This window comes from Allobranchiibius sp. GilTou73 (assembly GCF_021391335.1).
GTDB classification, from domain to species: Bacteria; Actinomycetota; Actinomycetes; order Actinomycetales; family Dermatophilaceae; genus Allobranchiibius; species Allobranchiibius huperziae.
In genome coordinates this window covers 1,031,708-1,053,726 of the sequence record NZ_CP090051.1, presented here as the reverse complement: position 1 = coordinate 1,053,726, position 22,019 = coordinate 1,031,708, and the positions used below count along the sequence as shown (strand labels likewise).

The 22,019-nt window shown below is 69.1% G+C and carries 21 protein-coding genes, 1 pseudogene and 1 riboswitch; of the genes and pseudogenes, 4 read left to right on the top strand and 18 right to left on the bottom strand.

All coding sequences use genetic code 11. The features are described 5' to 3' along the window. Positions 1-17: 17 nt before the first annotated feature. Both LVQ62_RS05260 and LVQ62_RS05255 read right to left on the bottom strand, forming a co-directional pair. Positions 18-1,301, bottom strand: coding sequence for a hypothetical protein (locus tag LVQ62_RS05260; protein ID WP_233766014.1), 1,284 nt, complete (start codon positions 1,299-1,301; stop codon positions 18-20). A gap of 167 nt (positions 1,302-1,468) precedes the next feature. After that, the gene (locus LVQ62_RS05255; RefSeq protein WP_233766000.1) at positions 1,469-2,665 is read right to left on the bottom strand and encodes a S53 family peptidase; all 1,197 of its coding nucleotides are present in this window, start codon (positions 2,663-2,665) and stop codon (positions 1,469-1,471) included. Positions 2,666-2,903: 238 nt separating this feature from the next. Between LVQ62_RS05255 and LVQ62_RS05250 the strand changes: the two genes are divergently transcribed. Further along, positions 2,904-3,698, top strand: coding sequence for a thioesterase family protein (locus LVQ62_RS05250; protein ID WP_233765982.1), 795 nt, complete (start codon positions 2,904-2,906; stop codon positions 3,696-3,698). A 42-nt stretch (positions 3,699-3,740) separates the two neighbouring features. Here the strand turns inward: LVQ62_RS05250 and LVQ62_RS05245 are convergent. The 4 genes and pseudogenes from LVQ62_RS05245 to LVQ62_RS05230 all read right to left on the bottom strand — a co-directional run. Beyond that, positions 3,741-4,466, bottom strand: a pseudogene (locus tag LVQ62_RS05245) (phosphatase PAP2 family protein); the annotation flags it as partial. A gap of 226 nt (positions 4,467-4,692) precedes the next feature. Continuing rightward, positions 4,693-5,700 carry an ABC transporter ATP-binding protein gene (locus tag LVQ62_RS05240; RefSeq protein ID WP_233765980.1) on the bottom strand — a complete coding sequence of 336 codons (1,008 nt, stop codon included), beginning with the start codon at positions 5,698-5,700 and terminating at the stop codon, positions 4,693-4,695. Beyond that, on the bottom strand, positions 5,700-6,872 hold the full coding sequence (locus LVQ62_RS05235; protein ID WP_370639675.1) for an ABC transporter permease: 1,173 nt from the start codon (positions 6,870-6,872) through the stop codon (positions 5,700-5,702). Before LVQ62_RS05235 ends, LVQ62_RS05240 begins: the two co-directional genes overlap by 1 nt. Before the next feature lie 497 nt (positions 6,873-7,369). Next, the gene (locus LVQ62_RS05230) at positions 7,370-8,431 is read right to left on the bottom strand and encodes a thiamine ABC transporter substrate binding subunit (RefSeq protein ID WP_233765978.1); all 1,062 of its coding nucleotides are present in this window, start codon (positions 8,429-8,431) and stop codon (positions 7,370-7,372) included. Positions 8,432-8,448: 17 nt separating this feature from the next. Beyond that, positions 8,449-8,552, bottom strand: a riboswitch (TPP riboswitch). 88 nt (positions 8,553-8,640) lie between these two features. Here LVQ62_RS05230 and LVQ62_RS05225 point away from each other — a divergent pair. Beyond that, on the top strand, positions 8,641-8,961 hold the full coding sequence (locus tag LVQ62_RS05225; RefSeq protein ID WP_208052636.1) for a DUF4235 domain-containing protein: 321 nt from the start codon (positions 8,641-8,643) through the stop codon (positions 8,959-8,961). Between the two features lie 13 nt (positions 8,962-8,974). Here the strand turns inward: LVQ62_RS05225 and LVQ62_RS05220 are convergent, their stop codons facing one another. The 11 genes from LVQ62_RS05220 to hutH all read right to left on the bottom strand — a co-directional run bounded on the left by LVQ62_RS05220 (position 8,975) and on the right by hutH (position 20,101). Next, entirely contained in the window at positions 8,975-9,280 is a 306-nt protein-coding gene (locus tag LVQ62_RS05220; protein WP_233765976.1) for a hypothetical protein, read from the bottom strand. Between the two features lie 39 nt (positions 9,281-9,319). Further along, entirely contained in the window at positions 9,320-10,210 is an 891-nt protein-coding gene (locus LVQ62_RS05215; protein WP_233765974.1) for an oxygenase MpaB family protein, read from the bottom strand. 70 nt (positions 10,211-10,280) lie between these two features. Further along, positions 10,281-11,096, bottom strand: coding sequence for a hypothetical protein (locus LVQ62_RS05210; RefSeq protein ID WP_233765971.1), 816 nt, complete (start codon positions 11,094-11,096; stop codon positions 10,281-10,283). 262 nt (positions 11,097-11,358) lie between these two features. Continuing rightward, positions 11,359-12,459, bottom strand: coding sequence for a hypothetical protein (locus LVQ62_RS05205; RefSeq protein ID WP_233765969.1), 1,101 nt, complete (start codon positions 12,457-12,459; stop codon positions 11,359-11,361). Positions 12,460-12,743: 284 nt separating this feature from the next. After that, positions 12,744-13,124, bottom strand: a complete 381-nt coding sequence (locus tag LVQ62_RS05200; protein WP_179483212.1) for an ankyrin repeat domain-containing protein — start codon at positions 13,122-13,124, stop codon at positions 12,744-12,746. Between the two features lie 21 nt (positions 13,125-13,145). After that, positions 13,146-14,309 (bottom strand): imidazolonepropionase, encoded by a 1,164-nt coding sequence (gene hutI, locus LVQ62_RS05195; RefSeq protein ID WP_233765967.1) that lies wholly within the window; start codon positions 14,307-14,309, stop codon positions 13,146-13,148. After that, on the bottom strand, positions 14,306-14,734 hold the full coding sequence (locus LVQ62_RS17730; RefSeq protein WP_370639701.1) for a hypothetical protein: 429 nt from the start codon (positions 14,732-14,734) through the stop codon (positions 14,306-14,308). The genes hutI and LVQ62_RS17730 overlap by 4 nt, the downstream gene beginning before the upstream one ends. Next, positions 14,665-15,624, bottom strand: coding sequence for a formimidoylglutamate deiminase (locus LVQ62_RS05190; RefSeq protein WP_370639674.1), 960 nt, complete (start codon positions 15,622-15,624; stop codon positions 14,665-14,667). Before LVQ62_RS05190 ends, LVQ62_RS17730 begins: the two co-directional genes overlap by 70 nt. Then, entirely contained in the window at positions 15,621-16,829 is a 1,209-nt protein-coding gene (locus LVQ62_RS05185) for an allantoate amidohydrolase (RefSeq protein ID WP_370639673.1), read from the bottom strand. The genes LVQ62_RS05190 and LVQ62_RS05185 overlap by 4 nt, the downstream gene beginning before the upstream one ends. Before the next feature lie 4 nt (positions 16,830-16,833). Further along, the gene (gene hutU / locus LVQ62_RS05180; protein WP_233765964.1) at positions 16,834-18,489 is read right to left on the bottom strand and encodes a urocanate hydratase; all 1,656 of its coding nucleotides are present in this window, start codon (positions 18,487-18,489) and stop codon (positions 16,834-16,836) included. A 52-nt stretch (positions 18,490-18,541) separates the two neighbouring features. Beyond that, positions 18,542-20,101: a histidine ammonia-lyase gene (gene hutH, locus LVQ62_RS05175; RefSeq protein ID WP_233765962.1), complete on the bottom strand. Its 1,560-nt coding sequence runs from the start codon at positions 20,099-20,101 to the stop codon at positions 18,542-18,544. A 112-nt stretch (positions 20,102-20,213) separates the two neighbouring features. Here hutH and LVQ62_RS05170 point away from each other — a divergent pair, with 112 nt between their 5' ends. Continuing rightward, the gene (locus LVQ62_RS05170; RefSeq protein WP_233765960.1) at positions 20,214-20,981 is read left to right on the top strand and encodes an IclR family transcriptional regulator; all 768 of its coding nucleotides are present in this window, start codon (positions 20,214-20,216) and stop codon (positions 20,979-20,981) included. Between the two features lie 89 nt (positions 20,982-21,070). Here the strand turns inward: LVQ62_RS05170 and LVQ62_RS05165 are convergent, their stop codons facing one another. Beyond that, positions 21,071-21,259, bottom strand: coding sequence for a DUF427 domain-containing protein (locus LVQ62_RS05165; RefSeq protein ID WP_233765958.1), 189 nt, complete (start codon positions 21,257-21,259; stop codon positions 21,071-21,073). 366 nt (positions 21,260-21,625) lie between these two features. Between LVQ62_RS05165 and LVQ62_RS05160 the strand changes: the two genes are divergently transcribed. After that, complete coding sequence (locus tag LVQ62_RS05160; RefSeq protein ID WP_233765954.1) at positions 21,626-21,898, top strand: hypothetical protein; 273 nt, start codon at positions 21,626-21,628, stop codon at positions 21,896-21,898. Positions 21,899-22,019 lie beyond the last annotated feature (121 nt).

Sequence of the window (22,019 nt, the reverse complement as noted above, 5' to 3'; positions counted from 1 at the left end):
CGCGGTGCACCCACGCGCTACCGGTGTGCGGGCGGCTCGCCGGTCTCGCCGTCCCGCAGATGTGTGCGTTCGCCGGTCTCCTCGTCCCAGACGGGACGCTCACCGGCATCCTCCTGCTGGAACTCGGTGCCCTGACCCTCCAGGTGCGACGGCTGACCAGCGGCCTCATCCCCATACGGGTCCTGCTGGCCGGTGCCCTGCTCACCGAACGCGGTCCGCTCACCAGTGCCCTGACCCTCCAGGTGCGACGGCTGACCCGACGCCTCATCCCTGTAGGGGTCCTGCTGGCCGGTGCCCTGCTCACCGAACGCGGTCCGCTCACCAGTGCCCTGACCCTCCAGGTGCGACGGCTGACCCGACGCCTCATCCCTGTAGGGGTCCTGCTGGCCTACGCCCCGCTCACCGGCGCCCTGACCCTCCAGGTGCGACGGCTGACCAGCGGCCTCATCCCGATACGGGTCCTGCTGGCCGGTGCCCTGCTCACCGAACGCGGTCCGCTCACCAGTGCCCTGACCCTCCAGGTGCGACGGCTGACCCGACGCCTCATCCCGATACGGGTCCTGCTGGCCTACGCCCCGCTCACCGGCGCCCTGACCCTCCAGGTGCGACGGCTGACCAGCGGCCTCATCCCGATACGGGTCCTGCTGGCCGGTGCCCTGCTCACCGAACGCGGTGCGCTCACCGGTGCCCTCGTGACCGACCTGAGAAGGCGCGCCGGTCGCCTCGTCCTCGTAGTGGGTCCCGCCGGTGGGAACCGGCCTGGCGTCCGCATCCGAACCATCCTCGTGAAGGGGCGCTGCCGCGCTCGCACCACGGTCGTCCTCTGCGGCCTGTCGGGTGGGCTCGTCGGAAGAGGAGGTCTGTCCCGCTACGGCCGCGGCGCCCGCGGTGTTGCGTGTGGTGTCCTCGTCGTTGCGCTTGTCATCGCCCACCCGGTTGCCGGCGCGGTCGGTCTGCACGTCGGGGTCGACCTTGTCAGCCCTGCGCAGCGTCTCATCGTGCTCGCGGTGGATGGCCGCCGCGGCCTCCTGCTCGTGCCGCGCCTCGGTCTCCAGCTCCTGGGCGCGCTGCTCCTGTGCATCCGCCGTGGCGCGGGCATCCTGCGCGGTCTCCGTCGCGGTCTGCGCACGATCGTCGGCCCTGGCCACCGTGGCCTGACCGCGCTCTGCACGGTCACGCAGGTGGTGCGCCTCGCGTCGATGTGCCCGCTTGCGCGACCTGCTCATGACCGCGCCGATCACGGCAAGAACGACGACCACCACGACCACCGCAATGATGATCCACCAGATCTTCGAATTCATATTGAGTGATCCTCCTACGTAGGGGTCGATCGGGCCTGCCGTTCGAAACTAGTGGGTAGGCGACCTCGGGCGCACTTATGCGTTCGATGCAGTGGCGGCGTTCGTGCCGCGCCGGAGCATCACAACGCCCCGCGGTCGACGTGCGACCGCGGGGCGAAGTGGATGGATCAGAAAGCGGAGGTGCCGTTCGGGGTACCGAGACCGGTCGGGCCGTCCCAGCCGCTCTGCGCGGAGCAGTAGTAGGAGCAGGACCCGTTGCTACCGCTCGTCACGTCGAACAGACCCGAGGTGTGGGCGTAGGGAAGGGCGTTCGCGTAGCCCGCAGTGTTGCCGGACAGCGCGTAGACCGACGCGACGATCGGCGAGGACAGCGACGTGCCGCCGTACTGCGCCCACGAGGACGAGGTCGAGCTGGTGGGTGCGTAGACCGCGAGACCCGTGTTGGGGTCGGCGACCGCCGACACGTCCGCCATGGCACGGCCGGAGCAGTGCGTGACGGCCGAGTTCTGGCCGCTCGGAGCGGTGTTCAGCGTGGTGCAGCCCGAACCGGCGCCGCTCCATGCGGACTCGGTCCAGCCACGGGTGTTGGACGCGGTGTAGAGCGAGGTCCCGCCGACCGCGGTGACGTAGTGCGAGGACGCGGGGTAGCTGGCGCCCTGGTAGCCGTCGTCACCTGTGGACGCCGTGACCGCGATGCCGGGGTGGTTGTAGTACTTGCCGTAGGTGGAGTCGGAGCTGTCGCCGCCGCCGTAGCTGTTGGAGATCGCGACGACACCGGACTTCTTCGCGGCGGTGTTGACCGCCGTGCCGAGGTTGGCGTTGGAGGCCGAGCTGGCCTGCACGAGGAGGATCTTGCAGTCGGGGCACGCAGCCGACACGGCGTCGAGGTCGAGCGCCTGCTCCTGGTCCCAGCCCACGTTGGTGGCGGGGAGGGAGGATGTGCTGCCGGACTGGTTCTCGATCGTGAGGCAGCCGTTGGCCTTCGTGCACGACGACAGACCGAACTGGCTGCGGTAGACGCCCAGGTCGCGCTCGGCGTTCGGGTAGCCGTATGCGTCGACGATGGCCACCGTACGGCCGCCCGAGTTCAGACCGGCGAGCTTGTACGCGCTGCGGATGTCGGTCGGGGTCTTTCCGGAGATGGCCCTCGGGGTGATCGAACGGCCGGCGGCGTTGACCGCGGCACCCTTGGTGTTCTCCAGCTTCACCGCGAAGCAGGTGGCGTAGCCCTTGGCGACCTTCTGCGTACACGAATGTGCTTGCTGCACAACGGATCCGGCCGCAGACGCAGATGGGGTGAGGGCGCCGGTGAGCGCCGAGGCGGATGCCAGGGCGAGCGCGGCGATAACGGGGGACTTGCGCATTCGGGATCTCCTTGTTGCGAGGCCGTGCCGGGAATAACCGGCGAGCCGCAGCTTCTCGGGCCCCTCCACCGAGAACAAGACTCGACTACATCTCTGCACACTACTTAGAGAACATCTTGACCAGATCCATAGGAAATTCCCAGGAAAGCCCGTGATCTGATCCAACCGTGAATGAAATGAACCGGATTCGCTGATGCCCGCTTCAGGCGGCCGGACGGCTTCTCGTACCGTGCCCCGTATGACGTCCGCCGCCTCGGTGCCTGCCTTCTACACATCTCTCGGGGCGGGGCACTACCGGCCGAGCATCTCGGTGCAGGGCGCCTGGCGCCCCGACGAGCAGCACATGGCGCCGGTGAGCGGGCTGATCACTGAGGAGCTGATCCGGCACGAGCCGCGCGAGGGCATGCGCATCGCCCGGCTCAGCTTCGACATCCTGGGGCTCATCCCGCTGCAGGACCTGCACATCGAGGTGCGCACCCTGCGCCCGGGGCGCACGATCGAGCTGCTGGAGGCCGACCTGACGATCGGCGGCCGCACCATCGTGCGGGCGCGGGCCTGGCGTCTGCAGCTCAGCGACACCGCCGACGTCGAGGGCAGCGAACTGCCCGCCATGCCGGCCCCGCAGGACTGCCTCGCTTACGCCGAGGGGGGCGCCGAGTGGCAGGGCGCGTTCATCGCGTCGCTGGAGTGGCGCACAGCGTCCGACGGGCGCGAAGGCCGCCGAGGGGTGTGGGTGCGAAGTGCCGCCGCGCTTCTGGAGGACGAACTGGCCGACCCGATGTCGTCATTCGTGATGCTCGTCGACGCCGCGAACGGCAGCGCCACCCGGATGCGACCCACGCAGATGATGTTCCCGAACGTCGACCTGGGCATCCACCTGGTCCGCGCTCCCGATCCCGCGTGGGTGGGACTGGACACTGCGGTGACCTTCGGCGCGGACGGGGTGGGACTGACCTCCACCACCCTCAACGACGTCGCCGGGCCCGTCGGTCGCGCTGAACAGATCCTCACGGTGCGGCACTTCCCCAGCTGATCTCGCGCGCTGCAGCCGGGCGCGCCGCAGCAACCGCCAGCAGACCAGCACGCAGATCGCGAAGGCGACCCCCACCAGCTCGTCGATCACGTAGTGCTCACCCGCGTAGATCAGCGAGACCGCCATCAGCAGCGGGTAGCAGACCAGCAGGCACTTGACCCACCAGCGTGCGCCGAAGCAGAAGAAGCCGGCCACGAGGACGGTGAACGCCTCGTGCAAGGAAGGCATGGCGGCCACGAGATTGGCCTGCGCCTGCCCCACGGAGAGGGCGCGGGAGGCGAACTTCAGGTGCAGGTAGTCCCAGCCCTCCCCGCTGTAGCGGCCGACGGGCGCCCCGGAGATGTATCCCTGCTCGGACGCCAGCCACGGAGGCGACATCGGGAAGAGGAAGTAGGTCGCCAGCCCCACGAGAGTCAGCCCGAGCACGCAGTAGACCCACGCACGGAACCGGTCCCGCCACCAGACCCACAGGGCGACTGCGACCAGAGGGGTGACCAGGAAGTGACTGGTGTAGCTGAGGCTGAAGAGCACGGTGTACCAACGGCTGCCGCCGGGATGGTGCAGGTGGGCCTGGAGCCACTGGGTCGGCAGGGTGCCGCCGAAGAGGAAGCGGTCGGCGTGGATCGGGAAGGTCGTGTGCAGGGGAAGACCGATGATGTTGTGGGCGCCGTCGCGCGGGGCCGTGCCGTCCGTGTCGTACTGGCCGACGAAACCCCGACTGAAGTCGTACGCAAGGAGAAGTCCCTGGAACGGCAGCCAGTCCAGCATCACCTTTCCCCAGGCACGCCACCCGCGGCCGACGACGGCACACGAGACACCGGCGATGATCCACAGCATCAGGCCGACACGGTCCAGTGGCACCCCGAACAGCACGATGTAGCCCATCAGCACCACGAGATACCCGACGACCGCGACCCGTCGCCACCACACCCAGTCGAACGACTGCGTCGTGAGACCGTCCTCCGCCGCTGCCATAGGCGAACAGAGTATGGACTCAGTCTGTCCGGGAGGTGACCGACCTGCCGACATCGGGCAGTTTCGCGACCGACGAGGGCTGCACCCGCAGCCGCACCTGCGCCCCGCGCTCGGGCGCGGGCCCGTCGGTGACTGCGGGCAGATCGCCCAGGCCCTCGATCCTGACCATGAGCCGTACGCCGTCCGGGTCTGCTGCGCTCGACAGCACCGTGGCCTCAATGGGCCCGTCGCGGTCGAGCCGGAGTGCGTTGCGGCGCAGCGCTATCGGGGAACCGGGGTGTCCCAGCGACAGTCCCGCGTCAGCCGGCAGCACTGTCCGGTAGCCGAGGAAGCGCGCGGCATCGGCATCCACGGGGGCGCGCCAGACCTCCAGCGCGGGCCCGTGCTGGACGACGCGGCCGTCCCGCAGCAGCGCCACGTCATCGGCGATGGCGAATGCCTCCCCCTGGTCGTGGGTCACCATGATCGCCGTCGTCCCGGTCGTCCGCAGCACGTCCCGCAGCTGGATCGAGAGCTGCTCGCGCAGCGCGGTGTCGAGGGCGGACAGCGGTTCGTCCAGCAGGAGGAGTCGTGGTTCGGCAGCGAGCGCTCGAGCCAGTGCGACCCGTTGCTGCTGGCCGCCGGACAGAGAGCCGGGCCGCCGGTCTTGCAGCCCGGCGAGGCCGACGAGGTCGAGCAGCTCCGCCACCCGGGCCCGCACGACCGCCCGCGGGAGCCGGCGACGACGCAGCGCGTACGCCACGTTGTGCGCGACGTCGAGATGGGCGAAGAGCTGGCCGTCCTGGAACATCAGCGCGAACCCCCTGCGATGGGTGGGCGTCTGCGTCAGGTCGACGCCGTCGAAGATCACCCGCCCGCGATCGGGTCGCTGCAGTCCCGCGACCACGCGCAGCAGGGTCGACTTGCCGCATCCGGAGGGCCCGAGCACCGCGAGCGTGTGACCGGCGGACACCGTCAGATCGACCCCATCGACCGCGGGCGACCCGTCGAAGCTGACACCGACGTCCTGGATCTGTAGCTCCCCCATCAGAACCGGCCCACCGATCCCACGCGCAGACTCTCCACCGCGGCCATCACCGCGGCGGTCATGAGGGCGAGCAGGACGGACGCCGCAAGCGCCATCCCGAAGTTGTCGCCGCCCGGATGCCCGATGAGCTGGTAGATGACCACCGGGAGGGTCGGATGGGCCGGGCGCGCCAGGAAACTGGTGGCACCGAACTCGCCCAGCGACACCGCGAAGGCGAAACCGGTCGCCGCGAGCAACGATCGCCATACGACGGGGAGATCAACGGTGCGCACGACCTGCAGGCGGCCGGCCCCCAGGCTCGCCGCGGCCTGGCGCTGCCGGTCGTCGATGGCGGCCAGCGCGGGCGCCACGGTGCGCACGACGAGGGGAAGCGCAACCAATGCCTGGGCGATGGGGATCAGGATCTGCGAGTCGCGTAGGTCGAGGGGCGGTCGATTCAGAGTGACGATGAAACCGAATCCAACTGTCACCGCTGATATTCCGAGAGGCAACATGAAGACGGCGTCGAGTACGGCGAGTCGACGCCGACGGCGACCGCCTGACCCACCGTTCGGTCGGTAGGCGACGGTGATTGCCACGGCGAGCCCCAGCACCACTGACAACAGCGTGGCGTCGACGGCGATGCGCCACGAGCTGGCGATCGCGTCGCCGACCGGCACCAGCAGCGCACCACCATCACCCGTCGTGCCGAGGCGCCGGTAGTTCTCCAGGCTCCATCCGCCGTCGGCATGCAGCGAACGCACGACCAGGCTCGCGAGGGGCAGCATCAGGAACACCACGACGGCGACCGTCGATGCGAGGACGGGAAGGTCGCGACGGGTGGGGTGACGTCGCTGTCCCACCCCGGCGCGCGCCGATTGGTGCCGCACGCCGGCGCGAGCGCGTTCGACCACGACCAGGAGCAGGATCACCACCACGAACTGGGCGATCGAGAGGACGGCCGCCGTGCGCAGGTCGAACACGTCGGTGGTCTGCTGATAGATCTCGGTCTCGATCGTGCTGTAGCGCAGCCCGCCCATCGTCAGCACCACACCGAACGCCGTGGCGCAGAAGAGGAAGACGATCGTGACCGCCGACAGGATCGTCGGCGCCAGCGCAGGGAGCGTGACGGTCGCGAAGACCCGCACCGGTCCGGCCCCCAGCGCCGCGGCGGCTTCCTGGGGGGCGCGCATCCAGGCCGGCCCAGGCGCTGCCGACCGTGCGCACGACCACCGACAGGTTGAAGAACACCAGTGCCAGGGCGATCGCGATCCAGGTGCCGTCGAGCCCGAGGAAGCCGAGGGGCCCGGAGCTCACGAGCAGCGTGCGGAACGCGACGCCGACCACGACGGTCGGCAGCACGAACGGGGTGGCGACCAGCGCCCGCAGCACCCCGGCGCCCGGGATCCGAAGCCGGTAGAGCGCGTACGCGACCGGCAGGCCCAGCAGCGTGGTCACCGCTGTGCCGAGCGTGGCGATGCCCAGGGTGAAGAGGACCACCCGGCGCTCGCGCGGGCGTCCGAAGACGGCGACGGCCTCACCGAGTGCCCAGTGGCCGTCCGGATGCAGTCCGCGCGTGAGCATCCCGCCGACGGGCAGCACGAAGAAGACCGCGAGGAAGGCGAGCGGCACCACAGCGACCGCAGCCGGCCACCATCGGTGAAGACCGTTGACTCTCATAGTTCGTCGCCTACGAGGTGACGTCCTGCCACTGGCTGATCCACCGGTCCCGCTGCGCGCTGATCTGCGAGGCGGGCAGGCTGAGGGGCTTGCTCGGCGTCTTCACGAAGGACTTCCAGTCGGCCGGCACCGCCGCGCCCCGGTCGACGGGGAAGACATACATGCTGCCCGGCATCGAGGTCTGGAACGTGCGCCCCAGCATGAAGCGGATGAACGCCTGCGCCCCGGCAGTGTTCCTGGCGCCCTTGAGCACCCCGGCGTACTCCTGCTCCTGGAAACAGCTGTCCATCAACGCCGAGGTGGTCGACTTGCCCGCCGTGACGGTATCGGCCGGAGACGTGTTGTAGGACAGCACGATCGGCCGATCACCCTTGCCGCCGCCAGCCGTGTAGTCGACTCCCCACGCGTCGCTCCAGCCGCTGGTGAGCTTGGCGCCGTTCGTCATCAGCTTCTTCCAGTACCCCTGCCAGCCGCTCTGCCCGTACTTCGCGATGGAGGCGAGCAGGAAGGCCAGGCCCGGTGATGAGGTGGCGGCGCCCGGGCTGACGAAGAGTCCCTTGTACGCCGGGCTGGTCAGGTCGGTCATGCTGCTCGGCGCCGTGCGGTGGTGCTTGGCGAACCACGCATCGTCGACATTGACGCAGACGTCGCTGTAGTCGATCGGCGTGAGCATCGCGGCCGGCGCACCGCTCAGCGCGTACGTGGCGGCACCGGCTGGTAAAGGCGGCGAATATGCCTGCAGTGCGCCCGAATCCGCCACCCGTGAGGCGAAGGTGTTGTCGATGCCGAAGGTGACGTCGCCGGTGGGGTCGCCCTTGGTGAGCACCAGGGAGTTGGCGAGCTGGCCGGCGTCGCCGGAGGCCTGCACCTTGACCTGGTAGCCGGTCGTCTTGGTGAAGTCGCTGAGGACCGACGGGGGCACGGCCCACGAGTCGTGGGTGACCAGCACCACCTGACGGTTCTTGGCCGAGGTGTGGTCCGGCGGACCGGCGGCCTCACTGCCGCTCACCGCGCAGCCGGCCAGGGCGGGCAGTGCGATGACCGCGCATACGGACATGATGGTGAACTTCACTGGATTCGACCTCCTCTTAACGAGGGGCCCCGACTTCCTACACCGGTACTAACCGGATCAGGTTCGAGGGTCTGCGGCCGATCCGCACTCTCAGCGCTGCTGCGCTCCCCTGTCGTATCCGCCGCTCACGATACGCGCGCGCGGCGGGGCGCCACATTCGCAGGGTAGGTTTGACGAAGGTTTCCGATCCGTCGTCGAAAGGTGGGCTCATGGGTTCGATTGCGTGGAAGGTGCTCTCCGCGGCGACTCGGCTGGCCTCCACCCGAGTCGCGACCAAGGTCACCCAGACCGGGTGGCGCGCCGCGACCGGCAAGAAGGCGCCTGCCGACCGTTACGAGCCCGAGCGCTCGCATGCCGAGGCCACTGCGTTCGCCGTCATCTCGGCCGCGATGCTTGCGGGTGCTACGACCCTGGTCGAGCGCAAGGTCGCCGACTACTACATGCGCTCCACCGGCGAACTCGCCCCGCCCATGCAGAAGGCGATCGACAAGCGCGAGAAGAAGCTCCAGAAGGAAGCCGAGAAGCGCTGACGCTCGGGCTGCGTCAGCTGAGCCCGTCCCGGTAGAGCACCTCCACCTCGATGATCCGCTCAGGTGAGGTCTGCTGCACGTGGATGAGCAGGTAGCCGGCCCAGGACGGCTCGAGATCAATCGTCCACGTGTGTGGTTCCCAGGCGCCGTCCGGCCTTGGCACCGTGAAAAAGGTGTCGCAGAACGAATCGCCGCATTCGCACATCTGCGCGAACTCGAGGGTCGGCACCTGATCTGCGAGCGCTGAATGACCGTCCGCACGCAGCAATTCCTCCATCTCGCGGGCGATCTGCGGCCACAGCTCCATCACACGAGTCACGCTCGGATGGTGTCACTCACCGGGACGCGAGGGGCGTGTTCAGGCTGCGCGCTGTTCGGCGTCGCGCAACCCGGACATCGCCCAGGTGATCGTGGCGACGCTGAGCGAGCCCGCGACGGTGTCGGCTCGGCGCGCGACGTCCAGCCCGGACTGCCCGAGGCCGCGGCGCGCCCAGTTGGGCAGCGCGGCGACTCCACCGCGTGCGACGAGGACGTAGCCCGGCTTGGCCGCTCGCGGAAGCGGCGGCTCACGCAGCAGGAAATGACAGGCGTCGACCGCGGCAGGCGTGGACCGTAGGACCGCCCGGTAGGAATGCAGCTGTTCGCGAAGCTCCGTCACGTCGGCCGGCAGATCGCGTGCGCCGAGGAGCGTGGAGGCTGTACGGGCCTGGGAGACATACGTGTCCGCCTCCTGCGCCGAGAGCCGTTCGCTAGCGCCGGCGTACATCTGGTAGGCCGTGAGGAAGCTGTGGATCTCGGCCACGTGGACCCAGCTCAGCAGATCGGGATCGGACGCGGCGTACGGCGTGCCGTCGTCGGTGCGACCGCGGACACGCTCGTGGATCGAGGCGACGTGGGCGATGACCTCCTCGGCGTGCTCGATGGTGCCGAAGGTGGTCGCGGCGATGTAGTAGCTGGTGCGCTGCAACCGACCCCACGGGTCGCCGCGGAAGCCGCTGTGCCCGGCGACCCCGGCCATCGCCGAAGGGTGCAGTGACTGCAACAGCAGCGCCGCCACTCCGCCGGGGAACATCGCGGCGTGCTGGTGGACACGCCAGATCGGGTCGTCAGGGGTGAACCAGCGCGGTCCCTCGGCCTCCCAGATGCCCTTGGCCTTGGCGGGGGCGTCGTCACCGGCCACCTTGGAGCGCAACAACCGGCCGAGCGCGCGCTGAGCACCGCCGGTCGGGACTCGCACGAGAGGAAGCATCTCTTCGAGTATGCGGCCCGGTGAGATCGCGCCGTACGCCGACCGGCTCGACGGGCGTTCAGCGGCACCGTCAGCGCGGGAGGAGCCCTGCCACCGTGGTGGCGAATGCGGAGAGGGACGGGTAATCGCCGGCGTCGATGGTGCCGTTGGAGATCGAGCGGCACCCCGTCTCCGTCAGCCAGAGGGAAGCACGCGCGCCGTCGGCGTAGCTGAACGCAATGACGGTGACGGACTCGTCGTCGTTCGGGCAGACGACGCTGCCGCCATCGGTGTGGGCGAGGTCGATCGTGGCCGCGCTGCGCGCCAGTCGACCCGCCTGCGTGGTGGTCAGCCGCGCCCGGGATCGCAGCGCGAACGCTGCACCGTTGAGGCCGTTGTAGGAGCAGATCAGCCCGGCCATCGGTGACCCCGCTGGTAGGAGGGACGAGGACGGTCCGGGTGTGACGTCAGTGGCGCCCCGGTCGCTGCGTGGGCAGCCGCTCGCCACCGTGACAGCCAGTCGGCTGCCGCCAGCGGGAGCCGTGGCCGGGGTGGAGTCCAGCCAGAGTGCGATCCCATCGGCGCGCCATACGCTCGCCGAGGCGCCGGCGGGGGCGATCCCGATGTCGAGCATCGCGTTCTGCCAGGCGCTGCTCGGCCGATCGTCGGTGTAGGCGGATCCGACGCTCGTCACGACGGAGCCGGAGGTCGAGCTGGCGGATCCCGTTGCGCTCAGGCCGCCCGGCGCGTGCGCAGCGAGCCACCCCTGGGACTGCTGCATGGTCATCGGCACGCGCCAGAACCGTGACGTGTCGATCAACGAGGCCGACCTCGGTGCTCCCATCACCGGACCGGCCAGCGCCGTGGGCGCGCCGGCCATCCGGGCCGCCCCGGCCGGAACCGTCACGAGGTCGAGCAAGCGGCGTGTCTCGGCGAGAGTCCGCGCTCTGTTGGTCGACGCCGAGGCGCGAGTGGGACCAGCCGTCGGAGTGGCTAGATGGGTCACCTGGCGTTGATTCGCCGTGCTCGGGCTGCCGGGGCCCCGCGGTGATGTCGAACCGCATCTTGTCAGTGCCGCGCAAGCCGCGGCCACCACCAGGAATGCCGGGGCCGTACGGATGCTCGTCACACTCCTGAGACGCCACACCGTGGGCATCGGTTGAGTGGCGTCAGTCCTGCGCGTCCTCGGGGTCGGCGACCCAGGCGGCGAAGACCGGGAGCCCGTCCCACGGATCGTCGGGCGTGGGCCCCAGGGCGGTGGCGACGACGGCGTACGGGTGGCCGAACCGGAGAGTAGCGGTGCGGTGCAGACCCGACGTTCGGGCCGGGACCGAACTGATTGCAACGCCGAGCAGGGGGACAGCCGCGGCTTCGAATCCGCGACGGCCGTAGCGAGCAACCGCACTCTGCGTAGCCTCGAGCGGCCCTTGCACGCTGACGAGCTGTCGTAGCGCCTGCCCGGCCGATGCGAACCCCAATCCCGGCTCGCTGAGCAGATCGTGCCTGCTGTCGGCATGCCATGCCGGGAGGAGCGTCTCGATGCGCTCTCCCCTCTCCGAAGCCTCTTCCTCGATAATCGTCCACAATGCGCTGTCGCCGAGCGGCAGGTCGAACAGCGACACAGTTCTGGAGCCGCCCGAGGGCCGGGACTGCCGTAGGGCGATATCGTGCGCGGCCGCGAGCACGTCGGACGGTGCCACGGCGGGGTCGGCGATCACCGAGATGACCTCGAGGTCGTCGGCCAGGGCGCTGTGCACGGCGACGAGCCCGGCGCGTTCGGTCTCGGTGATGTACGCGCTGTGTCCTAGTAAGCCGGATGCGCCCAGCACCCTGTCGAGAGCGGAGCTCCATGGACCGCGCAGCTCTGCGGCGTCGATGGTCTCGAACGGCGTCGCCCAGGTGACACGGGTTGCCAGCGCCGAGGCGAGCAGCACGACGAAGTCCGCGGTCTTCACTGGGAACCGGTCGATGAGGCCGAGTGTGTTCGCACGGGCCCACGAGTCGGCCTGATCCTGCGTCGGCATCCCACCGGTCTCGACCTCGGCGGGCAGGGTGGCCATCCACGGGTCCAGCCCGGGGAGACCGTCGATCCTCCAGGCGGCTGCCGCCGCGGACACCGCCGGATGCGGATGGGCGAGCAGCTCGGTCGCCGCGGCATGAGCGGTGTCGACGTCGGCGCCGAGGGCGTTAGCGATCTCCTCCGCCAGGTCGCCGGACGCCGCGGGCGCAGCGAGCGCGAGCACCAGCCAGGCACCCAACGGTGATGCCACACCGTGCTTCTGCCCGAGGGATGTGAAACGTTCCGCATAGCGACACATGACGTCAGGTAAGTCCATGCCCGTCACTGTGCCCGCTCACTCGATCAGATATGTGCAATCGATCGCGTTGATTCGTGCAGTCGCGCTGCGGCCGACGGTGTGCCGTTCACCCCAAACGTACGCGTAGTTGGCCGAGCGACAGGTTGTCGGCCGTGCGGTCACTTTCCTAGGCCGCGTCCAGTACCCAGCGCGGGTTGTCGGCCGTGCGGTCACTTTCCTACGCCGCGTCCCAGCGCTCAGCGCAGCAGGTCGCCCTGGCCGAAGAGTTCTGCCGTCTGGGCTGCGGACGGGCTGCCGGCGTCGACGTCGGCGCCGGCCTCGAGCAGCACCCACACGATGGTGTCCTCACCCTTGAAGACGGCGCCGGCCAACGGCGACTGCCCCCGGTCGTTGAGCCGGTTGACGTCGGCGCCGCGCTCTATCAGCGCCTTCACCGCGGAGGCGTGCCCGTGGTACGCCGCGAGCATCAGCAGCGTGTTTCCCGAGGCGTCGGTGAGGTCCACCGGGACACCGCGGTCGACGTACGCCGCGAGCCGGTCGGCGTCGCCGGTCCGGGCGAAGTCCGCGCAGGCGTGACCGATCTCCACCAGGGCGGGGTCGGGAGAGGCGTCGGTCACGAAGGTAAGGCTAACCCGCGCTCAGCGTCCGTCCAGAATCACGTGAGCCAGCGGGACGCCGGGCCGGTAGGGCAGGTGTCGATAGCTGGGGGCATCCAGGGCGGTGAGATCGGCCCGGGCACCGACCCGGAGCACGCCGATGTCGTCCCGACGCAGTGCTGCGGCGCTCCCGGCGGTAGCCGCACGGACGGCCTGCGCGGGCGTCATCCCCATCTCGCGCACCGCGAGCGCGATGACGAACGGCATGGAGCTGGAATAGCAGGTGCCGGGGTTGCAGTCGGTGGCGAGCGCGACCCGCACGCCGGCGTCGAGCAGCGCACCCCCGTCGGGGTACGGCGAGCGCGTGGAGAACTCCACACCGGGGAGCAGCGTCGCCACGGTGTCGGAGCCGGCGAGGGCCTCGACATCCTCGCCGGTCAGGTAGGTGCAGTGGTCGACGCTCGCCGCGCCGACCTCGACGGCGAGGAGCACGCCCGGACCGGGTCCGAGCTGGTTGCCGTGCACCCGCGCCAGCAGGCCGGCGTCCTGTCCCGCACGCAGCACCCGCCGCGACTCCTCCTCGGTGAAGGCGTTCGGGCTGTGCGGCTCGCAGAAGACGTCGATCCAGCGGGCGTGCGGCGCGCAGGCGGCCAGCATGTTGCCCGTCACCAGGTCGAGGTACGCGGCGCGGTCGTCACGCGCGTCGGGCGGGACGACGTGGGCGCCCAGATAGGTGGTCTCGGCGGTGAACTCCCCCGCGATCCGCAACGCCCGCGCCTCGTCGTGGGGGGTTAGCCCGTAACCGCTCTTGATCTCCACCGTGGTGGTGCCCTGCGCGCGCATCTCGGCGACCCGGCGCCCGACGAGGGCTCGCAGCTCGTCGTCGGTCGCCGCGCGGGTCGCCGCCATCGTGCGCGCGATGCCGCCCCCGTCGTACGGCGTGCCGGTCATCCGGGCCTCGAACTCCGCCGAGCGGTCGCCGGCGAAGACGAGGTGGGAGTGGCTGTCGACGAATCCCGGCAGCACGCAGCGGCCTTCGGCGTCGACGGACCGATCGGCTGCCGGTGCGGCGGATGTGCTGCCGATCCAGTCGATGCGACCGTCGGTCGCGATCAGCGCGGCGTCGTGGACGATGCCCAGCTCGTCGCCGCGGGTGCCGTCGACGGTGACGAGCTCGCCGATGTTGGTGACGACGGTGCTGGTCATGCGAGTCCCTCCCAGAGCGGGTCGATGGCCTCGGTGAGGAGGGTGCCGACGTCACCCAGCACGTGCCGGCCGCCTTCGACGACCATCTCGCCGTCGCGGATGACGGTGTGCACGTCGGCTGCCGTGGCCGAGTAGACGATCTGCGCAGGATCCGAACCGGCCGTACGCGCCGAGTCCGTAGCCGCGGCAACGAGATCGGCTCGCATTCCCCGCGCGAGCGCACCCGCGTCGGGCCACGCCAGACTCCCGTGGGCGACGAGGGCCTGGTGCAGTCCCGTCAGGGTGAAACGGCCACGCTCGTGGGACATCAGGCGCTCGTGCATCTCCAGTGCCCGCACCTCCTCGAAGAGATCGATCACCGCGTGCTGGTCGCTGCCCAGGCTGAGCGGCGCCCCAGCGTCACTGAGTCTGCGGGCCGGGCCGATGCCGTCGGCCAGGTCGCGTTCGGTGGTGGGGCAGAAGCACGCTGTGGTCTTCGCCTCCCCAGCAGGGCGATGTCGTCCTGGGTCAGATGGGTGGCGTGCACGGCGGTCGTACGTGCCGTCAGAGCGCCGCCGTCGTGCAGCAACCGGGTCGGCGTCACGCCGTAATACCGCACGCACGTGTCGTTCTCGGCACGTTGCTCGGAAAGATGCGCGTGCAGCGGCCGGTCACCGGTGGCGGCCACCACGGTCGGGACGGCCTCGCTGGGCACGGCACGTACGGAGTGGATGGCAGACCCGATCCGGGTGTTGTCGTCCTCGCGCAACGCCTGCATGCGGTCGGCCCAGGCCTCGACGTCCCCGTCGCCGAAGCGCAGTTGCTCGGGGCTCAGCGGCTCGTGCCCGTCGTCGGTCAATCCACCGGCGAGGTAGCACGTGTCGAGCAGCGTGAGGCGGACGCCGGCGTCGCGGGCGGCCTGCCGCAACGCCTCACCCATCGCGTTGGGGTCGTCGTAGGGGCGACCGCCCGGCGCGTGGTGCAGGTAGTGGAACTCCCCCACGCTCGTGATTCCGGCAAGTGCCATCTCGGCGTACGTCGCTCGCACCAGCCGGAGGTAGCTGTCCGGATCCAGTTGCGCCGCAACGTCGTACATGCCGTCACGCCAGGTCCAGAAGGTCCCGCCACCGGTGTGGGTGCGCCCTCGCAACGCGCGGTGGAACGCGTGGCTGTGGCAGTTCGCGAGACCCGGCAGCACCACACCGGGCAGCCGGTGGGCGTCGCCCTGTGGCTGACCCGGCAACACCGCGGTGAAGCGGCCGTCGTCGATGTCGAAGCGGACGTCGGCGGCCAGCCCGGTCGGCAGCAGCGCGTGCGCCGCCCAGTAGGCGGTCATCCGGCCAGGTCCTGCAGGACGGCGGTGAGGGCGCGTACGCCGACGTGACAGTCGGCCTGTTCGGCGAACTCCTCCGGCGAGTGCGAGACGCCGGTGGGGTTGCGCACGAAGAGCATCGCGGTGCTGACGCCCGCATTGGAGAGGATGCCCGCGTCGTGTCCGGCACCCGTGCCGAGCATGGGCACGTCACCGAGGATGTTGTGCAGCCGATCGGCCAACGACGTGTCGAACGCCGTGGTGGGCGTCCACGACTCGCGATTCACCTCGGCGGCCGCGCCCTCCGACAGTTCCTCGACCATCGCCAGGACGGCCGCCTCTTCGGCACCGCGGGCATCGAGCCAGGCCGTCACGTGCGAGGGGATGGCGTTGACTCCGTTGGGTTCGACCCGCAGCTTGCCGATCGTCGCAACGCAGCCGTGCTTCTCGGCCAGGCCCCGCGCCTCGGCAACAGCCGTCGCGCACGCGAGCATCGCGTCGTGCCGGTCCTCCAGACGCGTCGTACCCGCGTGGTTGGCGATGCCCACGAAGTCGAGCCGCCAGCGACCGTGCGGCCAGATGTCGGTGCCGATCGCCACGGCTGCGTGGTCCTGGTCGTAACGGTCGGCGTCGGCCATCGCCCGGCCCTGCTCGACGTGCAGCTCCACGAAGCTGCCGATCCGGCGTACGGCGTCCTCGTCCGTGCCGATCGAGGCGGGTCGTCCGGCCCGCTTCAGCGCCTCCCCCATCGTGACCCCGTCGGCGTCGGTGAGGCCGAGCGCGCGGTCGGCGTCGAGCTCGCCGGTGATGACCCGGGACCCGGCGCAGGCAACCCCGAAGCGGGCGCCCTCCTCGTCGCCGAAGTTGACGACCCCGATCGGACGACTGGGTTGAAAACCACTGTCCCGCAACGCATCCACCGCAGCGAGGGCGCTGACGACACCGAGCGGGCCGTCGTACGCGCCGCCGTCCGGCACGGAGTCCAGGTGAGAGCCTGCGACGACCCCTGGTGTGGCGTCGGGATTGCCCCACCACGCCCACTGGTTGCCCATCCGGTCCTCGACCAGGTCCAGTCCGCGTGCCGCACACTCCCCGGCGAACCACTCGCGCAGGGTGTGGTCCTCGCGAGTCCAGGCGAACCGCCGGTATCCGCCGGAGGCGACCCGGCCGACCGGTTGCAGGTCGGCCCACATCCGGTCGAAACCGGCGTACGACACGTCGGTGGACACCGGCTCAGCCCTCGCGCATCGGCACGCGCACGCCGCGGGCCTCCGCGACCTCTTCCGCGCGGTCATAGCCCGCGTCAACGTGCCGGATGACGCCCATGCCCGGGTCGTTGGTGAGCACCCTGCGCAGCTTCTCGGCGGCCAGCGCGGTGCCGTCGGCGACGGTCACCTGACCGGCGTGCTGGGAGCGGCCGATGCCGACGCCGCCGCCGTGGTGGATCGACACCCAGCTCGCGCCGGACGCGGTGTTGACCATCGCGTTGAGCAGCGGCCAGTCGGCGATCGCGTCGGATCCGTCTGCCATCGCTTCGGTTTCGCGATAGGGCGACGCGACCGAACCGCAGTCAAGGTGGTCGCGACCGATGACGATCGGCGCAGACACCTCACCACTGGCGACGAGGTCGTTGATGGCGAGGCCCGCCTTGTCGCGCTCGCCGTACCCCAGCCAGCAGATCCGCGCGGGCAGCCCCTGGAAGGCGATCTTCTCCTTCGCGCCGCGCATCCACTTCTGCAGGCGGTCGTTGTCGGGGAAGAGGTCCATCACGGCCTTGTCGGTCGCGTAGATGTCCTTCGGGTCGCCGCTGAGCGCGACCCAGCGGAACGGGCCCTTGCCCTCGCAGAAGAGCGGCCGGATGTACGCCGGCACGAAGCCCGGGAACTCGAACGCCCGGTCGTACCCGCCGAGTCGGGCCTCGTCGCGGATCGAGTTGCCGTAGTCGAAGACCTCGGCGCCCGCGTCCTGGAACTCGACCATGGCCTTGACCTGGCGCGCCATCGACGCGCGGGCTCGGTCGGTGAAGTCCTCGGGCTTCTTGTCGGCGTAGTCGTGCCAGTCGCCGAGTTCGACGTCGTCCGGGAGGTAGGAGAGCGGGTCGTGAGCGCTCGTCTGGTCGGTGACGATGTCGATCTCCACTCCGCGACGGAGCAGCTCAGGGAAGACCACAGCCGCGTTGCCCACCACGCCCACGGAGTACGCACGGCGGGCTCGCTTGGCGGCCAACGCCTTCGCGACCGCGTCGTCGAGGTCGTCGGCGACCTCGTCGAGGTAGCGGTGATCCACGCGGCGTCGCAACCGCGTCTCGTCGACGTCGACGATCAGACACACACCGTTATTCAATGTGACAGCCAGTGGTTGAGCGCCACCCATCCCACCGCAGCCACCGGTCAAGGTGAGCGTGCCCGCCAGGGTGCCGCCGAAACGCTTCTCGGCCACCGCCGCGAAGGTCTCGTAGGTGCCCTGGACGATGCCCTGGGTGCCGATGTAGATCCAGGATCCCGCGGTCATCTGCCCGTACATCGTGAGGCCGAGGTGCTCCAGACGACGGAACTCCGGCCAGGTCGCCCAGTCGGGGACGAGGTTGGAGTTGGCGATGAGCACGCGCGGCGCCCACTCGTGGGTCTGCATGACCCCGACCGGTCGGCCGGACTGCACGAGCATGGTCTCGTCCTCGCGCAGTGTTTGCAGGGTGCGCACGATGGCGTCGAAGGACCGCCAGTCGCGGGCGGCGCGGCCGGTGCCGCCGTAGACGACCAGGTCGTCGGGGCGTTCGGCGACCTCCGGGTCGAGGTTGTTCATCAGCATCCGCATGGGTGCCTCGGTCGACCAGGACCGTGCGGAGAGAGTCGTGCCGCGAGGTGCGCGGACCGGGCGTGCGCCTTCCATCATTTCCTCCGTGCCGTGTGGATGTACCTCATGGTTGTTGCTTCGTGGGGTGTCACGCGAGTCTCCCGACGACGCCCTCAGCGTGCCGCACCGCGTCACCGGAGCCCACCAGCTGCACCGCGGCCTCGATGTCGGGGGCGAGGAAACGGTCGGGACCGGGCCCGGGCAACGCGCGAACGACGGCCGCCGTACCGGGCGAGGATGTGAGAGGTGCACGCAGCGCGATTCCCCGTGCGGCCGTGAGCATCTCGATGGCGAGCACCCGGGTGAGGCCGTCGAGCGCGCGCCGCAGCTTGCGGCCCGCGGACCACCCCATCGACACGTGGTCCTCCTGCATCGCGCTCGACGGGATCGAGTCGACGCTGGCCGGTGACGCGAGCCGTTTCAGCTCGGAGACGATCGCCGCCTGGGTGTACTGGGCGATCATGTAACCCGAGTCCACGCCGGGGTCGTCGGCCAGGAACGCGTGCAGGCCGGCGTTGCGCGCCGGGTCCAGGAAGCGGTCGGTGCGCCGTTCGCTCATCGACGCGACGTCGGCGATCACGATCGCGAGGAAGTCGAGCACGTAGGCGACCGGTGCGCCGTGGAAGTTGCCGTTGGACTCCACCCGGCCGTCGATCGTCACGACCGGGTTGTCGACGGCAGCGGCGAGCTCACGGGAGGCGATCAGCTCAGCGTGCGCCAGGGTGTCGCGCGCGGCCCCGGCCACCTGCGGTGCGCAGCGCAGCGAGTACGCGTCCTGGACCCTCGTGCACGCCGCCGGGTCGCGGTGGCTCTCGCGGATCTCGCTGTCGGCGAGCACGATCCGCAGGTTCGCGGCGCTGAGCTCCTGCCCGGTGTGGGGACGGAGCGCGTGCAGGTCGGCGGCGAAGACGTCGTCGGTGCCGAGCAGCCCCTCGACGCTCATCGCGGCGGAGATGTCGACGGTGGTGAGCAGGAGGCGCAGGTCGACGATCGCCATGCACAGCATCCCGAGCATCCCGTCGGTGCCGTTGATGAGCGCCAGCCCCTCCTTCTCCTGCAGCTCGACCGGATCGATGCCGGCCTCGGCGAGCGCCTCGCCGGCATCCTTGACGTTGCCGGCGGCATCGCGCACCGGACCCTCGCCCATCAGGGCGAGCGCGCAGTGCGCCAGGGGCGCGAGGTCACCGGAGCAGCCGAGCGAGCCGTACTCGTGCACGACCGGAGTGATCCCGGCGTTCAGCATCGCGACATACGCCGTCAGCGTCTCCTCGCGGATGCCGGTGCGGCCCGTGGCGAGTGTCGAGATGCGCAGCAGCATCGTGGCGCGTACGACCTCACGCTCGACCTCGGGCCCGGATCCCGCCGCATGTGAGCGGATCAGGCTGCGCTGCAGCTGCCGACGCTGCTCCGGCGGGATGTGCTTGGTCGCCAGCGCGCCGAAACCGGTGGAGATGCCGTAGTGCGGGATGGTGTCGTCGGCCAGCCGGTCGATGAAGGAGCGGCTGGCGCGCACCTCGGCGAGCGACTCCTCGCTGAGGCGGATGGCCGCGCCCCCTCGCGCCACGTCGACGACCTGCTCGATGGTGAGGGGACCGATGCCGACCTCCACCACGTTCTTGGTGTCCTGCTCGACTGCGGTGTCCGTCATGCCCCCATTGCACCGCGCTCGGGGTGGTGAGCACTACGACCGGAGGGCATATGGTGTCTCGGATCCGAGACATACCCATCGACTCCCGCCGCCTGAGAGGCCCCAAGCGACCGTGCCCGCCGACAACGCACCGGCAGCCGGGCAGGTGCTGGCGATCCTGCAGGCGATGGCGGGGCATGCGGAGCCGGTGCCCGCGGCCACGATCGCGCGCGAGGTCGGCCTCCCCCGCTCCACGACCTACCACCTGCTCGCCACTCTTCGCCAGCGCGGTTTCGTCACGCATCTGAGTGAGGAGAAACGCTGGGGACTCGGCGTTTCGGCGTTCGAGCTGGGGTCGGCCTACAACCGGCAGGCGCCGTTGCAGCGCATCGCCCGCGTGGCGCTCACCCGCCTGGTCGACACCACGACGCACACGGCGCACCTCGTGGTGCTGCACGGTCGTGACGTGCTCTACGTCATCGAGGAGCGCGCTCCTGGCCGTCCTTCGCTGGTGACCGATGTGGGCGTGCGGCTGCCCGCCCAGTTGACGGCCTCAGGGCTGGCCATGCTGGCCGCTCTCCCGGCGGCCCAGGTACGCGCCCTCTACCCCGACCGTGCGGCGTTCGTGCAGCGAGCGGCACGCGGGGCGACGTCACTGACGGCGTTGCGCTCGGAGCTCGCCCAGGTGCGCCAGCGCGGCTACGCGGTCGAGAAGGACTCGGTGACCATGGGGTTCGCCTCCGTCGCGGCCGCCGTGCTCGACCACAACGCGCACCCCGTCGCCGGAGTCGCCGTCACCTATCCGCACGACAGCCTCGCCGGCGAGACGGTCGACGGGCTGGCGGCATCGACGGTACGAGCAGCAGCAGATCTGTCCCACCGCCTCGGCCACCGCCCCTGACCCCTCCCCTCGAGTGGCATACACATGTTTCGAGTGGCGCACTCATACCTACGCCGCTCGAGGGGTATGTATGCCACTCGGCGGCCTGCTCAGTCCTCGACCGTGAGCTCCACCTTGTCGGGGTAGAAGGCCATGTGCCCCTCGATCGCGGCGACTGCGTCGTGCGGGTGCTCGTAGACCCAGATCGCGTCGTGCACCGTGCCGGTGTCGGTCTCGATGTCGCGGTAGGTTGCATCCCCCTTGTACGGGCAGGCAGGTGTTCTGCTCGCGCGCAGCAACAGCGGGTCTGAAAGGTTGGGCAGGTGGCAGAAGCTGCTGCAGTTTAATTTTTTTGCATGACATGAATACTGTGTTTGGGCATGATGGTGTCTTTGGATGCATTTTGATGATGGGTGGAAGTTTGCCTTGATGGGGTATGGTGTCTGCCGGGGATTGTATTGGTGGCAGTGCTTTCTTGCAGGTCTCCGTAAGTGGATACTACATGCGCAGATTGCCCAAGTCATGGGATGGGTGAGTTTTGAGATGAGTAGCAGGCAGTACACACAGAAGCTGAAGGACATGAGAGTGCAGTGAATGTAGCGCTCATGCTCTAGCTGCATTATATATTTTGGTATACTTCAAGTTAATTTTTTACATTGTATGAGATGTATGAGACACAAAGCCATGATTTGGTGGTTAATGAAAGCAAGTGGTTTAAAGACAGAGGATTTTTCTGCTTTGTATGCTTTAAGAATATAGAAGGGATTCTTGGCCATTGGTGGGTAGAAGATTGCCACTGGCTGGAAGGATTAAAGTTCAGCAGCATCTGGGTTGTAGGAAAAGGAAGCCGATTTGTGTTTAGAATGACAAGTAGATTTAAGTTGACAAGGGTCATACAAGGCACAAAGGAATGTAGCATGGAAGCTGGAAAATTTTGAAATGTAGAAGGCAAGTACTTGCAGTAGTTACTTTACAACTTTGGATTATGCTTTGCCCTTTCTGCCTGTGTGTATGTGATATACTTTGAGGCATGTGTGCTACAGGGTAAAGAGACAAGTG

Coding starts and splice junctions, on each gene's coding strand:
- LVQ62_RS05190 (WP_370639674.1), bottom strand. CDS start 15,624: ATGACCGCCTACTGGGCGGCGCACGCGCTGCTGCCGACCGGGCTGGCC.
- LVQ62_RS05215 (WP_233765974.1), bottom strand. CDS start 10,210: ATGCTTCCTCTCGTGCGAGTCCCGACCGGCGGTGCTCAGCGCGCGCTC.
- hutI (WP_233765967.1), bottom strand. CDS start 14,309: ATGACCAGCACCGTCGTCACCAACATCGGCGAGCTCGTCACCGTCGAC.
- LVQ62_RS05235 (WP_370639675.1), bottom strand. CDS start 6,872: ATGCGCGCCCCCCAGGAAGCCGCCGCGGCGCTGGGGGCCGGACCGGTG.
- LVQ62_RS05225 (WP_208052636.1), top strand. CDS start 8,641: ATGGGTTCGATTGCGTGGAAGGTGCTCTCCGCGGCGACTCGGCTGGCC.
- LVQ62_RS05250 (WP_233765982.1), top strand. CDS start 2,904: ATGACGTCCGCCGCCTCGGTGCCTGCCTTCTACACATCTCTCGGGGCG.
- LVQ62_RS05260 (WP_233766014.1), bottom strand. CDS start 1,301: ATGAATTCGAAGATCTGGTGGATCATCATTGCGGTGGTCGTGGTGGTC.
- LVQ62_RS05255 (WP_233766000.1), bottom strand. CDS start 2,665: ATGCGCAAGTCCCCCGTTATCGCCGCGCTCGCCCTGGCATCCGCCTCG.
- hutH (WP_233765962.1), bottom strand. CDS start 20,101: ATGACGGACACCGCAGTCGAGCAGGACACCAAGAACGTGGTGGAGGTC.
- LVQ62_RS05160 (WP_233765954.1), top strand. CDS start 21,626: ATGTATGAGACACAAAGCCATGATTTGGTGGTTAATGAAAGCAAGTGG.
- hutU (WP_233765964.1), bottom strand. CDS start 18,489: ATGGAAGGCGCACGCCCGGTCCGCGCACCTCGCGGCACGACTCTCTCC.
- LVQ62_RS05240 (WP_233765980.1), bottom strand. CDS start 5,700: ATGGGGGAGCTACAGATCCAGGACGTCGGTGTCAGCTTCGACGGGTCG.